The organism is Sphingobium sp. 3R8 (genome assembly GCF_020166615.1).
In the GTDB taxonomy this organism is placed as follows: domain Bacteria; phylum Pseudomonadota; class Alphaproteobacteria; order Sphingomonadales; family Sphingomonadaceae; genus Sphingobium; species Sphingobium bisphenolicum.
This window is the reverse complement of record NZ_JAIQXR010000014.1, coordinates 114,272-129,006: the sequence shown is the minus strand read 5'-3', so window position 1 is coordinate 129,006 and position 14,735 is coordinate 114,272. Positions and strand designations below refer to the sequence as shown.

At 61.2% G+C, this 14,735-nt stretch carries 9 protein-coding genes; 4 read left to right on the top strand and 5 right to left on the bottom strand.

Annotated elements, in window-relative coordinates:
- Positions 1–81: 81 nt before the first annotated feature.
- Positions 82–762, bottom strand: coding sequence for a L,D-transpeptidase family protein (locus tag K9B33_RS14530; RefSeq protein ID WP_224549755.1), 681 nt, complete (start codon positions 760–762; stop codon positions 82–84).
- A 367-nt stretch (positions 763–1,129) separates the two neighbouring features.
- Between K9B33_RS14530 and ilvD the strand changes: the two genes are divergently transcribed.
- Positions 1,130–2,980, top strand: a complete 1,851-nt coding sequence (ilvD, locus tag K9B33_RS14525; protein ID WP_224549754.1) for a dihydroxy-acid dehydratase — start codon at positions 1,130–1,132, stop codon at positions 2,978–2,980.
- A gap of 93 nt (positions 2,981–3,073) precedes the next feature.
- On the opposite strand, the gene K9B33_RS14520 is transcribed toward ilvD, so the two are convergent.
- Complete coding sequence (locus tag K9B33_RS14520) at positions 3,074–5,086, bottom strand: ATP-binding protein (RefSeq protein WP_224549753.1); 2,013 nt, start codon at positions 5,084–5,086, stop codon at positions 3,074–3,076.
- Positions 5,083–6,579 carry an ATPase domain-containing protein gene (locus tag K9B33_RS14515; RefSeq protein ID WP_224549752.1) on the bottom strand — a complete coding sequence of 499 codons (1,497 nt, stop codon included), beginning with the start codon at positions 6,577–6,579 and terminating at the stop codon, positions 5,083–5,085. Before K9B33_RS14515 ends, K9B33_RS14520 begins: the two co-directional genes overlap by 4 nt.
- A gap of 248 nt (positions 6,580–6,827) precedes the next feature.
- On the opposite strand from K9B33_RS14515, the gene K9B33_RS14510 reads away from it, so the two are divergent.
- Positions 6,828–7,865, top strand: a complete 1,038-nt coding sequence (locus K9B33_RS14510) for a rod shape-determining protein (protein ID WP_224549751.1) — start codon at positions 6,828–6,830, stop codon at positions 7,863–7,865.
- Between the two features lie 45 nt (positions 7,866–7,910).
- On the opposite strand, the gene K9B33_RS14505 is transcribed toward K9B33_RS14510, so the two are convergent.
- Positions 7,911–8,816: a phosphotransferase family protein gene (locus K9B33_RS14505; RefSeq protein WP_224549750.1), complete on the bottom strand. Its 906-nt coding sequence runs from the start codon at positions 8,814–8,816 to the stop codon at positions 7,911–7,913.
- A 326-nt stretch (positions 8,817–9,142) separates the two neighbouring features.
- On the opposite strand from K9B33_RS14505, the gene K9B33_RS14500 reads away from it, so the two are divergent.
- Together K9B33_RS14500 and K9B33_RS14495 are read left to right on the top strand one after the other, a co-directional pair.
- A complete protein-coding gene (locus K9B33_RS14500; RefSeq protein ID WP_224549748.1) occupies positions 9,143–10,351 on the top strand; it encodes a glycosyltransferase family 4 protein in 1,209 nt (402 codons plus the stop codon).
- A gap of 88 nt (positions 10,352–10,439) precedes the next feature.
- A complete protein-coding gene (locus K9B33_RS14495) occupies positions 10,440–11,696 on the top strand; it encodes a polysaccharide biosynthesis/export family protein (RefSeq protein WP_224549747.1) in 1,257 nt (418 codons plus the stop codon).
- Positions 11,697–11,828: 132 nt separating this feature from the next.
- On the opposite strand, the gene K9B33_RS14490 is transcribed toward K9B33_RS14495, so the two are convergent.
- Positions 11,829–14,702, bottom strand: coding sequence for a glycosyltransferase (locus K9B33_RS14490; protein WP_224549746.1), 2,874 nt, complete (start codon positions 14,700–14,702; stop codon positions 11,829–11,831).
- Positions 14,703–14,735 lie beyond the last annotated feature (33 nt).

Sequence of the window (14,735 nt, the reverse complement as noted above, 5' to 3'; positions counted from 1 at the left end):
CGTCCCGCCATTACACCTAGCCTCAGGCCAAACTCTACGCGGCAGTACGCCTGTTCAAACGCCCGCGACAGGCAGCGCACGCTACCCCCGCACCATCCCGAAAATCGCCGGATCGACCTCCAGCCTCGGCACACCGCCCGCATCGTCACGCGCTGGCGGAGGCAGCGTCATCCGCTCGCTCCGCGCCGGCCCGAACGTCACCACTTGGCTCCCCGGATCGCCCAGCACCAGCGCATCATATTGCAGCGCCGCGGTCAGCCGCGCCTGCGTCACCTCCACCAGCGTCCCCATCTTCGTCAGCGCGAACAGGTCGCGGGCGAAGGCATAGGGCAGGCGGATGCAGCCGTGGCTGGCGGGATAGCCCGGATTATGCCCGGCATGGAGCGCGATCCCGTCCCAGGTCAGCCGCTGCATATAGGGCATGGGCGCATTGCTGTAGAGGTTGGAGCGGTGCCATTGCCGCTTCTGCAGGATCGGATAGTCGCCGGTCGGGGTGCGATGCCCCTTCATTCCCGTCGATACGCTGGCGAGCCCGATCAACTGGTCGCCGCTATAGACATGGATCATCTGTTTTTCGATGCTGATGACCATGTAGATCGGGCCGTCCCACGACCCCTGCCCCAGCCAGCGATAGCCGCCCGGCGCCAACTGCTGCGCGCCGCCCTGCGACTGGGCGGGCGCTGCGGCGGGCATCGCCAGCGCCATTGCGCCGGCCAGAGCAAGGGGACGCAGCATGGACAGGCGGAGGCGAATGGCGGACATAAGCATTTCTTAACCATGATATTCGCCAGCGCCAGCATGCTGTTTGGCGGGCACGCGCTGCGATCCCATCATGGGACATCAGCCGCCGCGCGCGACGCCGCTGTCCTACAGGCCCGCAAGCTGATAGAGGAAAGATAGCAAGCCATTGAAAGGCATGAACTTTATGGAAAAACACTCACAGGCGACATGCATCATCTTCATGAAGTTCCGGTCCAGCCGCGCACCCTGCCGCCCGCAACAAAATGACGCGGCCATAGCCGCCAACATGCGCAAAGCCTGACATGGGCGGCCAAAGGGAATAATATGTTTCGCTGACCGCCCCCAGCCTGTAAGGGGTCCGCTTCCACCGCCTTGAAGGACCGTTGCAATGCCCGCCTACCGCTCCCGCACCACCACCCACGGCCGCAACATGGCGGGCGCGCGCGGGCTTTGGCGCGCGACGGGCATGAAGGACGAGGATTTCGGCAAGCCGATCATCGCCATTGCCAATTCATTCACCCAGTTCGTGCCGGGCCATGTCCATCTGAAGGATCTGGGCCAGCTTGTCGCGCGGGAGATCGAGGCCGCGGGCGGCGTCGCCAAGGAATTCAACACCATCGCCGTCGATGACGGCATCGCCATGGGCCATGGCGGGATGCTCTATTCGCTGCCCAGTCGCGACCTCATCGCCGACAGCGTCGAATATATGGTCAACGCCCATTGCGCCGACGCGATCGTCTGCATCTCCAACTGCGACAAGATCACGCCCGGCATGTTGATGGCCGCCATGCGCCTCAATATCCCCGTCGTCTTCGTGTCGGGCGGGCCGATGGAAGCGGGCAAGGCCACCGTGCGCGGCAAGAAGGTCGCGCTCGACCTGGTCGACGCGATGGTCGTCGCCGCCGACGAAAATTACACTGACGAAGAAGTGCAGACGATCGAGCGTTCCGCCTGCCCGACCTGCGGCAGTTGTTCGGGCATGTTCACCGCCAATTCGATGAACTGCCTGACCGAAGCCCTGGGCCTCTCGCTGCCGGGCAACGGTTCCACGCTGGCGACCCATTCGGACCGCGAGCGGCTGTTCCGCGAAGCCGGTCATGTCATCGTCGACATCACCAAGCGCTATTATGAGCAGGACGACGCCAGCGTCCTGCCGCGCAGCATCGCCAATTTCGCCGCGTTCGAAAATGCCATGAGCCTCGACATCGCCATGGGCGGGTCGTCCAACACCGTGCTGCACCTGCTCGCTGCCGCCTATGAAGGCGGGATCGACTTCACCATGGCCGACATCGACCGTCTGTCGCGCCGCGTGCCGTGCCTGTGCAAGGTCGCGCCCGCCAAGAACGACGTCCATATGGAGGACGTCCATCGCGCCGGCGGCATCATGGCGATCCTGGGCGAACTGGAGCGCGCCGGCCTGATCGACGCCAGCCTGCCGACCGTCCATGCGCCGACCATGGCCGCCGCGCTCGCGCGCTGGGACATCGGCCGCACCAACAGCGAGGACGTGCGCAACTTCTACCGCGCCGCGCCCGGCGGCGTGCCGACCCAAACCGCGTTCAGCCAGTCGGAGCGCTGGGAAGAACTGGACACCGACCGCGAAAAGGGCGTGATCCGCTCGGCCGACCATGCCTTCTCCAAGGATGGCGGCTTGGCCGTGCTGTTCGGCAACCTCGCGCCCGAAGGCTGCATCGTCAAGACGGCGGGCGTGGACGAGAGCATCCTCGTCTTCCACGGCACCGCGCGCGTCTATGAAAGCCAGGACGCGGCGGTCGCGGGCATTTTGGGCAACGAAGTCAAGGAAAAGGACGTCGTCGTCATCCGCTATGAAGGGCCAAAGGGCGGTCCCGGCATGCAGGAAATGCTCTACCCGACCAGCTATCTGAAGTCGAAGGGGCTGGGCAAGGCCTGCGCGCTCATCACCGACGGCCGCTTTTCCGGCGGCACGTCGGGCCTGTCGATCGGCCATGTCTCGCCGGAAGCGGCCGAAGGCGGCCTGATCGCACTGGTCCAGACCGGCGATCCGATCGTGATCGACATCCCGGCCCGCGTCATCAAGGTCGACCTGGACGACGCCCTGCTGGCCGAGCGCCGCGCGGAAATGGAATCGCGGGGGGCGAAGGCCTGGAAGCCCTTCGGCCGCAAGCGCGAAGTCTCGCCTGCCCTGCGCGCCTATGCCGCAATGACCACCAACGCCGCCAAGGGCGCCGTCCGCGACGTCAGCCAGATCGAGCGCTGATCCGATCACCAGGTCCGTCGCGGTCGACAGGCGCGGCGGACCTGGGCGCTCGGCCGGGTAGGGACCGGCAAATTGCGGATGCCACCCATGTCGTCATAACTGGGCCAGGCAATTGGCGAGATCGCTTTGCTTGAACGGCTTGGTCAGGCGCGGCAAATCGGGCGAGATGCCCTTTCCTTCCGCATAGCCCGACACGACGAGCACACGCATACCGGGCCGCAACTCCCGCAGCTTCGTGGCAAGATCGGTGCCCGTTATGCCCGGCATCAGATGATCGGTAACAAGCAGGTCTATCTCGTCGGACCCATGCATCAACCTGAGCGCTTCCTCGCCTGAATGCGCTTCCACGACCGTATATCCCAATTCGCTGAGCATGTGCGCCGTACTGGCGCGCACCAGATCCTCGTCATCCACCACCAGCGCGATGCCGCAATCGCGATGGCTGTTGTCGATCTCCAGCGGCGCCGACGCCTGTTCGGGGCGCGCATCCGTTGCCGGCAGCCACAGGTCGATGCGCGTACCCCGCCCCACCAGGCTGTCGATGGACAGGCCGCCGCCCAGTTGCGCGGCGAGGCCGTGGACCATGGAAAGGCCAAGGCCGGTCCCCTGCCCGACGCCCTTGGTCGTGAAAAACGGCTCCACAGCCTTGGCGATCGTGTCCGCATCCATCCCGGACCCGGTGTCGGTCACGCTCAGCCGCACATAGGCGCCCGGCCGCAATCGCGCCGCATTGCCGGGCTTGATCTGGTCCGGTGCCGCACCGATCGTCAGGGTTCCGCCATCGGGCATCGCATCGCGCGCGTTCACAGCCAGATTGAGGAGCGCCATCTCGATCTGGTTCGCGTCCGCCTTGGCCGGCGGCAGCGGATCGGCGATGTCTATCGCTACCCTGATCCGCGGCCCACAGGTGCTGGCGACCAGATCGAACAGATTTCCCACCAGATTGCCGATGTCGATCGCGGTCGCCTGCAACGGCTGGCGCCGGGCGAAGGCCAGCAACCGCTGCACCAGCGTGCGTGCGCGATCGGCCGACTGGACCGCCCCTTCGATCAGCTTGCGTTCCCGTTCGGTGCCAACCCCGCGCCGCAGCAACAGGTCGAGGCTGCCCACGATCGGCGTGAGGAGGTTGTTGAAGTCGTGCGCAACACCACCCGTCAATTGCCCCATCGATTCCAGCTTCTGCGACTGGCGGAGCACTTCCTGTGTACGTTCGAGCGCCTCGGTGCGCTCTACGACGCGCTCCTCCAGCGTTTCGTTGAGGCCCCTCAGCCGCTCCTCGCTCTCGCGCAGCGCCAGCTCCATCTGCCGCCGTTCGGAAATATCGTTGAACAGGACCGCGACCCGTCCGGCGTCCGGATCGCCGACCCGAAATGCATAGACATCGTACCAGATATTTCCCAGCGCCTCGGCATGCTGCTCGAAACGCACGCGCTCGCCAGTCCTGGCAACGGCGCCATAGACGTCGAACCAGTGCTGCTCATGACCGGACACCATGGACCGCATCGTCCGACCCACGGCCCCCTGCAACCCGGTCTGGCGCTCGAAGGCGGGATTGGCCTCCACGAACATATAATCGATCGGGCGTCCGTCCGCGTCGAAGACCATGTCGATGATGCAGAAGCCTGCATCGATCGATTCGAACAGCGATCGATATTTATCCGCGCCGCGATGCAGTTCCTCCAGCCGCGAACGTGCCTCATATTGACGCCGCCGGCCCCGCAGCGCCGACTGGGCGAGACTGACCATGGTCGTGGGGTGGAAGGGCCGCTCCAGAAAGGTGACGTTGCCGAGCATGTCCAAAAACCGCTTGGCCGCCGGGTTGCGTTCGAGGCCGCCGCCCTTCTGGGTCAGCAGCACGAACGGAAAATCGGACCATTCCGGCTGCGCTTCCAGCCAGAGCGCGAGCGGATTGAGATTGGCCGTCCGCAGGCCTTCTTCGGTAAGGAGCGCGAAACCCGCTCCCCGTTCCAGCTCGCCGACAAGATCTCGCAATGCGTTGACGACCGTCGACCCCAACCCCGCATCGGTCAGGATCGACGCCGCAATAGCAGCGTCGCGCCCATGGGGCGCCAGGATGATCGCGCGTTCGGAGAAATGTGGGCTCACCGAGCCTCGTCTTCCAGCAAGGGAGTCGCGCCCTGTCCGCCGACGAAATTGGGCACGCCCCGCAACACGCCCTGAAAGCCGATCAATGGTTCGCCCAGACGAATGCCATAGCTGCCGATGCGGAACTCACGGATCGTATCCTCATGCGCACCTGTGCGCTTCTTGATGATCGAAATGGCGCGCCGCACGCGCCCGGAAGCCTCGAAATAACGTAGCAGCACCACGGTGTCGGCCAGATAGGTCACGTCGACAGGCGCTTTCATGTCACCGACCAGGCCGTGCTGCGCCACTGTCAGGAAGGTCGTCGCCCCCTGTCGGTTCAGATATTGCAGCAATTCGTGCATGTGCAGGACCAAAGCATTCTCTTCCGGCATCGCCGCCTGATACCCGTTCAGGCTGTCGATGATGATCGTACGGACCTTGTGCTGTTCGACACAGGTACGCACGCGTTGGGAGAACTCCCCAGGGGACAATTCGGCCGCATCCACCTGTTCGATGAAGAGATTGCCGCTATCGACCATGGCCTGCATGTCGATGCCCAGCCCGATCGCGCGGTTGAACAACAGGCCGATTTCTTCGTCGAACACGAACATCGCCGCCCGTTCGCCGCGCGCAATCGCCGCCGCGACGAAGATCAGGGCAAGCAACGACTTGCCGGTCCCGGCCGGACCCAGGACCAGGACGCTCGATCCCCGTTCAATCCCCCCGCCCAGCAGCGCGTCCAGTGCGGGCGAATCGCTCCGCAACACGTCGCGCACGAACTCCGTCTTATGTTCAGCCGACACCAGCCTGGGAAAGACCCGTACGCCGCCGGTATCGATGATGAAATCGTGGAAACCGCCGCGGAACCGGCGCCCTCTATATTTGATGACGCGCAGCCGCCGCCGCTCGGGCCCATATTCTGGGGACAATTCTTCCAGGCGGATCACGCCATGCGCGACGCTATGGACCGTCTTGTCGGCGACGTCGGCGGTCAGGTCGTCCAGCATCAGCACCGTAGCGTTCTGCGTCGAGAAGAAATGCTTGAGCGCGAGGATCTGACGGCGGTAGCGCAGCGAACTCTGCGCGAGCAGGCGAATTTCCGACAGGCTGTCCAGCACGACCCGGTCGGGCTTCACCCTCTCGAACATTTCGAAGATACGCCGCGTGGTCTCCCCCAATTCCAGGTCGGACGAATAGAGCAGGCTTTGTTGCTGGTCCTCGTCCAGCAGACTTTCGGGCGGGACCAGTTCGAAAAGGTCGATACCGGTGAGATCCCAGCCGTGCGACTGTGCGCTGTCGCGCATTTCGTCTTCCGTCTCAGACAGCGTGACATAGAGGCATTTTTCGCCACGCGTCGCGCCTTCCATCAGGAACTGGGTGGCGATCGTCGTCTTGCCGGTCCCCGGGCTGCCTTCCAGCAGGAAGACCCGGCCGCGCGTCAATCCACCCGCCAGGATATCGTCCAGGCCCCCAACACCGATGAGAGCAGGTACGGTGGCAGCGTGGGTCATGCTCTTGTTCCTTGTAGTTCCACAGGCTCATCGAGCTAACACAGCCGCCTTGCCGGCAAAATCGATCTCAGCCTGATCCATATCAAGAACAACGCAAACCCCGTTTATTTCCTGCGGAGCCCGGCCCATTTCAACAACGCCCCTCTCTCCACTCCGGTGACCCCGACAATCAGGCAATCCGCCGTGCCGCCATTGTATCGCAACCCGAGCGCCCCATAGCGGCCCGACTGCCATTCCCTGAGGATTAGATGTTTAGACGATTATTCGGTTCCTCCGCTCATGATATGGCGATCGACCTCGGCACCGTGAACACAGTCATCCATGTGCGTGATCGCGGCATCGTCCTCAACGAACCGTCCGTGATTGCGATCGAGACCATCGCCGGAGTGCGCCGTGTGAAGGTGGTGGGGAATGAGGCCAAGCCCATGATGGGCAAGACCCCATCCAACATCCAGGCGATCCGCCCGCTGCGCGACGGCGTCATCGCCGACATCGATGTGGCCGAGCAGATGATCAAACATTTCATGGCGAAGGCGGTCGGCTCCGCGAGCCGATTCAGCCGGCGTCACGAGGTAGTCATCTGCGTGCCATCCGGCTCCACCATGGTGGAGCGGCGCGCCATCCAGGTCGCGACGATGCAGGCGGGCGCGACCCGGGTGCAATTGATCGACGAGCCGATGGCTGCGGCGATCGGCGCTGGCCTGCCCGTCACCGAACCGCGCGGCGCCATGGTGGTGGACATAGGCGGCGGAACCACCGAGGTCGCCGTTCTGTCGCTGCAAGGCATCGCATATAGTAATTCCGTCCGCATGGGGGGCGACAAGCTGGACGATGCAATCACCTCTCATGTGCGACGCCATCACAATCTGATGATTGGCGAAATGACCGCGGAGCGCGTCAAACATGCGATCGGGTCGGCGGTGCTGCCGATCGATCAGGGGCGCACGATGCAGGTCAAGGGACGCGATCTGGTGAATGGCCGCCCGGCTGAAATCACGATCAGCGAGTTGGAGATCGCAGAAGCCTTGATCGAGGGCGTAGGCCAGATCAAGCAGGCCGTCATGTCCGCGCTTGAACAGACGGCGCCGGAATTGTCGGCCGACATCATAGAGGAAGGCATCACTTTAACCGGAGGAGGCGCTCTGCTGGGTCATCTCGACCAGGCGCTGTCGGAGCAGACCGGCCTGCCGGTCAGGGTCGCGGACGACGCGCTGATCTGCGTGGCCATGGGCGCAGGCAGGGCGCTGGAGGACGCGGCCTATAGCGGCGTGCTGACGACGGCATAAGCGGACCTCTCGCCCCTTGCCCGCCGCGCTACCGCAGCGATCCTGTCAATTGCCTAGGAACGACTTCCCGTCGCTTCCCGTGGATGCTCGCCATCGAAGTTCGGCCAGCTCGATCGGTGGAAGGCCGACGCGCTGCGCCGATTGATTGGCATATTGCAGGAATCGCTTGGCCCGTTTCGGGATACCAACACGCAGCCACGCCAACGCCACGATCGGGCGCCATGCCGCAAGCCTTTCCGGCGGCACGTCACCTATGTCCCGATAGGCTCGCTGACATGCTCTTGTTGCCCAATCACGCCATATGCCAACGACCAGACCCGTCGGTCCGACACCAAAGCGCATGAGCATGTCCATGCGCACCAGATCGGCGGCCGGATCCCCCCTAGCCGCCTTCGACCAATCGACCAGTATCAGCGCCTCATCCGCCAGCATGACATTGCCGATGTGCAAATCCCCATGGAGCAGGCGATCCCCGTCGGGCAGGGACTCAAGATATTCAATAGCGGGAAACTTCACACGGTCCGGCAGGGGGCCGTGCAGCATGTCGGTGCGGCATACGTCCTTGAAACTTCGCAAACCGTCCGGGACAACCATATGCATCTGCCGGCATAGCATCATCCAGCGTCGCAAAAGGCGTTCGCCCCGCAATGGGCGCCGACGCAATTCATCGGCCATGCTGACGCCATGGACGCGCGGATACAAAATGGCCCGCGCGCCGTCATATCGTACAAAATCGAGTGCAGCAGGCACCGGCAGCCCGGCCCGCGCCGCCAATCGCGACGCGAAAGCCTCACGCTCTATCATCGAATCGGCCGCCTGATCGTCGAACAGCTTCAATACATGATCCGTACCCAGTGCGAGCAACTGCCCACTCGCGCCCCGCGCGATCGTGGCAAGCGATGGATCGCCGACCGGGTCCAGACCGATGTCCGCCAATCTATGGAACTGCATCAAATGCGCTTAAGAGCCAAATGTTCGCACGACGTCGCAATCCCGATTTCACTGCCGCGCGCTCCAATCCAGCCCGGTCGATCGAACTCAAACCATAGGCGATCGGTTCGCAACCGCATCATAGCGCGCATATACTTCATCACCTCATCCATGCTCCTGCGGCAAGCGGATTGCGGAAAAGTCCCGATCTGCCTAAAGTCATGGGCGACACCGACCGGATAACCCATATGCCACGCATCTGCGATGCTCAATCGTCGGATCAAACAATCTCATAAGCGAGAAGTCATGCATTTCATTTGTGCGGCGGCCTTCCGGCCGATTTTAGCATGAGGCTTCTGGTCGATGGTTTCAATATGGCGCTCCGCAAAGGAACCGGCATAGCGTCCTATGGCCGCAGTTTCCTGCAAGCGGCCCATGATCTGGGCCACAGAACCGAATTGCTGTTGGGAGAAAGCCTGACGGACGTGCCAACGCCGACCGCCCGGAAAATCATCGACTATCTCATGTCGCCTCTGGGCCATCGACCTCGCTCGATATCGCGCGACGACCTGTCGATTGGGTTGCAGGCTCTTTCCCCGGCCGTCGACGCTTACTGGAACAAAGCGCGCCTTTTCCGGGCCGCTCGCGGCGCCTTCCGACGGACTGGCCTGTTCACCCCGGTAAGAATGCCGGGTGTGGACGTCGCGCATTGGACCTACCCCCTGCCTCTGTTCGTTCCCGGCGCGCGAAACATCTATACCATTCATGATATCGTCCCGATCAAATTTCCCGCAATGTCCTCCGGCAGCGAGGATTATCTGCGCACCTGCCACGCCATCACAAAGCGGGCAGACCATATTTTGACCGTGTCCGAGGCGTCTCGCACCGACCTCATCGAACATTTCGCCCTCGATCCGGGACGCATTTCCAACAGCTATCAGGCGCTGAGTGCCTGGCATGGGATTGCGACGGAAGAGAACGAAACCATCGACCGGCTGCTGAGCCGCTGGCAGTTGACGGATCGGGGCTATTTCCTGTTCTTCGGCGCCATAGAGCCGAAAAAGAATGTCGCACGCCTGCTTGAGGCATTCGTGACGTCAGGAAGCGAAGCCCCTTTGGTCCTCGTTTCAGGCGGGGGGTGGGACAATGCAACGGAACGGGCGATGCTGGAGCGATTGACGGTGGCAGGCGCGCATCCGCGCATCATCCTCATCGACTATCTGCCGCGCAGCGAACTTGCGCACATCATTCGACATGCACGCGCCACGATTTTCCCCAGTCTCTACGAAGGCTTCGGGCTTCCCGCCCTCGAATCCATGGCGATGGGAACCCCGGTCATCACATCCGATCGGGGGGCGCTGCCGGAAATCGTCGGGGATGCGGCACTGCTCATCGACCCGCTGTCCGTAGGATCGATCAGCGACGCCATACGGCGTATCAATAACGATGCAGTGCTGAGGGATAGTTTGAAATACAAGGGCGTACGGCGCGCCCAGCTTTTCTCGATGGATGCCTATCGTGTGCGGATAGGAAAGCTTTTCGAGCGATGGAGCTGATACGATTTGGCCTTTCACCCGAACCGAGGAGCGCGTAACTAGGGAGCGGCCAATTTGCTTTGGACATATTCATATTGGGGATCCCGTTTTGATCATCTACCCTACCGGCATAGCGACCTGCGCGCGCCTGCCCCTGATTATGGCGCTTACCCTATCGACTTTTGCGATGACGGGCTGCAGTTCCTTCAGCGCCATGGGACCATCGAGCCGCGATGTCGTCCATGCGGCACAGGCGCCGGATGGAGCGCAGGTCTATCTGATCGATCTTACGAAGGACAATGTGAATTCGGCGCAGAACGTCATGAATGGCGCAGGCTTTGCCGACACGATGGGCGGCGCTCTGCCCGTTGGAACCATCATTCATGCCGGCGACGTACTGAGCATAGCAATCTGGGAAGCTCCGCCCGCCGTTCTTTTCAACGCCACCCCATCCTCAACCCGCAGCATCGGGGAAGGATCGGCGCTGGCGCAAGGCAATGGCAGCAGCACGGCCCGCCAGTCCAGCTTTCCCGATCAGGTCGTCATTTCCGACGGCACTATCTCCGTGCCGTTCGCCGGCCAGATTCCGGTGGAAGGACGAACCACACGACAGGTTGCGACTGAAATTGCCCGTCGCCTCCGGGGGAAAGCGCATATGCCCCAGGTGGAAGTCGCATTTTCGCGCAACGCGTCTGCCACCGCAACAATGGTGGGGGAATTCGAGAATAACGGCGTCATCCCGCTGACCGCAAAGGGTGAGCGGGTGCTGGACGCCATCGCCCTGAGCGGCGGCACCAAGCAGCCCATAAACAAGACCACCATCCAGATCACACGCGCCGGGGTCGCCAGATCTCTGCCGCTGGAAACGATCATTCGCGACCCCCGCCAGAATGTCGTCCTCGCGCCTGGCGATATCATGTCTGCCTATTTCCAGCCGCTCAGCTTCACCGCCTTGGGCGCAATCGGTCAGAGCAGGGAGGTATCGTTCGAATCCACCGGCCTTAGTCTTATCGAGGCATTGGGTCGTGTTGGCGGCCTTCACGAAGATAAGGCCAATCCTGCTGGCGCTTTCCTGTTCCGCTTCGAAGACGCGCGTGCTCTCGGTTTAGACCCTGCCAATCCAGTCCGCCAAACGGAAAAAGGTCCGGTGCGGGTTGCGGTGGATACGCAAGGACGAGTGGGCGTCATCTATCGCGTGAATTTACGTGATCCGGCAACATTCTTTGCCGCGCAGAACTTCGCGATGCGCGACAAGGACATCTTGTATGTGTCCAATGCGCCGATCGTCGATGTACAAAAATTCGTCGGCATTATCTCTTCGACGATCTTCCCGATCATTTCCCTCAATAACGCCATCACCAGATAACGCCGGCAACGGCATTGTCGAAACAGAAGGAGCGGGACCGGCATAGACATGCCAGTCCCGCTCCTTCTGTCTCATTCTTGCGCTTCACTCGGGAGCGCAGCGGGGGCGTCGAATCGGCCCGTGCGCCGCCCGTTACAAGATATTCTGCAGCACCCGTTCCCAACTACATGCCTTCGCCAGTCGCCGCGCTTCCTCCGCCATGGCGTTCAGCCCGCCATCATCCTTCGCCACCAGCATCGCCGCCAGCGCCTTTTCCAATTCGGCTGCGCTACCGTCATAGACAATACCGGCATCTCCCCCACCCATGACTTCCCGGATCATGCCGGCTTCGGTAATCACCGTCGGCACGCCAAAGGTGAGCGCCAGCATCAGCGATCCACTCGTCAAAACGTTGCGATAGGGATAGACGGCGAAATCCGCCGCTTTCAGAAAAACCTGAAGTTCCGCATCGTCTATATACCGATCGACGATACGGATACGCGTTCTTTCGAACGCGCTCAGCGGCGTAGCTAAATTTTCGATCGGGCTTTCCGGCGCCGCGCCGGCGATCAGCAACAACGCGTTGGGGCGTTGCGCCAGCACCTTGCGAAACGCCTCAACCAACGTGCCGATGCCTTTATATTTACGCACCTGGCCATTGAACAGAATGACGTCATCGGCAGGCGCAAGGCCGAGGTAGGAACGGGCCGCATCTTGCGATACCAAATCGGCATATGCCCCGACATAATGACCATGCCTGGCAATCAGCACCTTGTGTCGCGGGATGGGGAACAGGGCCTCGACCTCAGCGATCGAATATTCGCTGTGCAAATGCAATGCATCGGCCAGTTCCGTCAGCTTTTTGGACAGGTTTACTTCAACTTCGCGATGTTCTGCATCGTGCGATATGACATTGTGAATAGTCCACACGACCTTGCCGCCCAGCGTCTTGAATTTTTCCAGCTTGGCGATGAATTCATTCGCGCTGGCGGCAGCTTCCTGCTCGCTCATGCCTGCCTTGAACAGGAAATTGAGCCAATGGAGATGGAATATATGCTCTGCCGGGCGTTCGGATATCGTGATCATCTGCAGCGCAGCGTCGATCGTCCCGGCGCAGAATTCGGCATCATTGGCATGGGGGGCATAGAGGAGGCGCTGATAAGGATTGGCCCGGTAATAGGGCCAGAACATAACGAGCGGCCGTCCCTCAGCCCGCTGATACGTAACCCGCCGCGGCTCCTTGGGATCAGCGATATGGATATCCCAGAAATGAGCCAGGCCGGATCGCGTCAGTGCTTCGCGCTGCACGCGGTAGGTGTTGGTCGTTTGGAACCCTTCATTGACGTTGGACGTGTTTTCGCCATGCCAACGACGCTGGTACAAAATCTCGTCGATGTGATGGAATTTACCGACTTCCGACAATTTCAAGAAAATATCATAGTCGACCGCGTTGACGATATCCTCGCGAAATTTTTCCGTCCGCTCCCACGCCAGTTTGCGAAACATGCGGAAATGGTGCGCGATGGACGTGATCATCATCTTCTCTCGCGAGAAGACGGGCCAACTATATTCGTTCTTGAGGAAATTTTCGTCCGCGTCGATGCGTTCGCAAGAGCCATAGCAACAGGCGACGTCCGTATTCTCGTCCAGGAAATCGGCCAGTCTGCGGACGGCGCCCGGCTTTAGACGATCGTCAGAATCGAGCTGGCCGATATAGATGCCCCGCGCCATGGCGATAGCGCGGTTGGATGCAAAGCCGATGCCGCCATTTGCTCCGGTTGTCCAGCGCACCCGTGGTTCGTCGCCATAATGGCGTTCCAAAACCCCCAGCGTGTCGTCAGGCGATCCGTCATCGGCGATGCAGACTTCCAAATCCTGCATGTCCTGTTCGAGCACGCTGTCGATCGCCCGGCGGATATATTTACCGGCTTTGTAGGCCGGAATGTAGATGCTGACCTTGGGCACCTCATGCGCGCCATCCGTCTTGCGATCCCAATGGTTGGGGCAAAGCTGGACATAGAGCTTTGCGTCGGCAGCGCCTTGGCCTTTCTTGGCCGAGAAATCCCGAATGTTTCGGGTGGCGATAGGCTGAAAATAGCAGCCCCTATTATAGAGACGAAAACAAAATTCGCGCCCCGCATGGTAGGCGCCACCGAACCGAGGCTCGAACAACCCGCCAACATTGCGGAACAAGGTGCTGGTGACGGCAAAATTTAGCCCCAGAACATCGCGAAACGGATAGCGCCTGTTAACGATGTTCTTGTGGGCGCTGGTGCAAAATGGGGTAGCCCCGGAATCAGCCAGCGGCGGGATCAAAGTCTGCACCACCTGGTCCGATATCTGGCCCATGTGCGCGATCCGCAAAAATGTCATGGGATCAAGATCGATCACGCCACTGGTGAATAGCAGCAGTCGCGTATCGCCGCTGATCCGCCACAACAGCGCGTTGGCTTCTTCGCTGGGAAACGCAATCGCGTGGAATGTCACATCAAGCCCACGGGGCTTTTTCCACCCTGACGGCTTCTCGCCTAAAATATGAAGCCTTATTCGACCGGCATAGCTCTGGGCGGCGATTGAGGCGAGCAGCGAGGGGATGCCTTCTCCCTTCTCATCGACATGAATGATGTCGATCGGCAAAGCCGCTCCAGCGCTGCTGCGCCAGTTGGCATATTCTTCGATGTACCGGAAATCGTTACAATTTCCAACCATGTCCGGAAGCGCCAACCCAGATGGATAAGGCTTTGGAAAGCTTGCGCCGTCCTTGATGGATCGGAAAGGAGGATGGAGCGGTCCGCCGATACCCCGATTATAGTCGGAGGGAATATTGATTTTCCGAACATCATCATTGGTCGCGACTCCGTTGATGAGTGTTTCGAAGAACAGGAACAGGTCGCTTTCGATATTATCGTTATATCGGATCGTATCGAGAATCCGATTGGCTTTATAGCCCTGCCCCAGTTCACGGAGATCAATCGCGGCCAGCGCGCGCGCCCAATGGTTTCTTGGGTTGGCGGATATCTGGGTCACCGACCCGGCGATATGAGACATTCTGATCTCCGT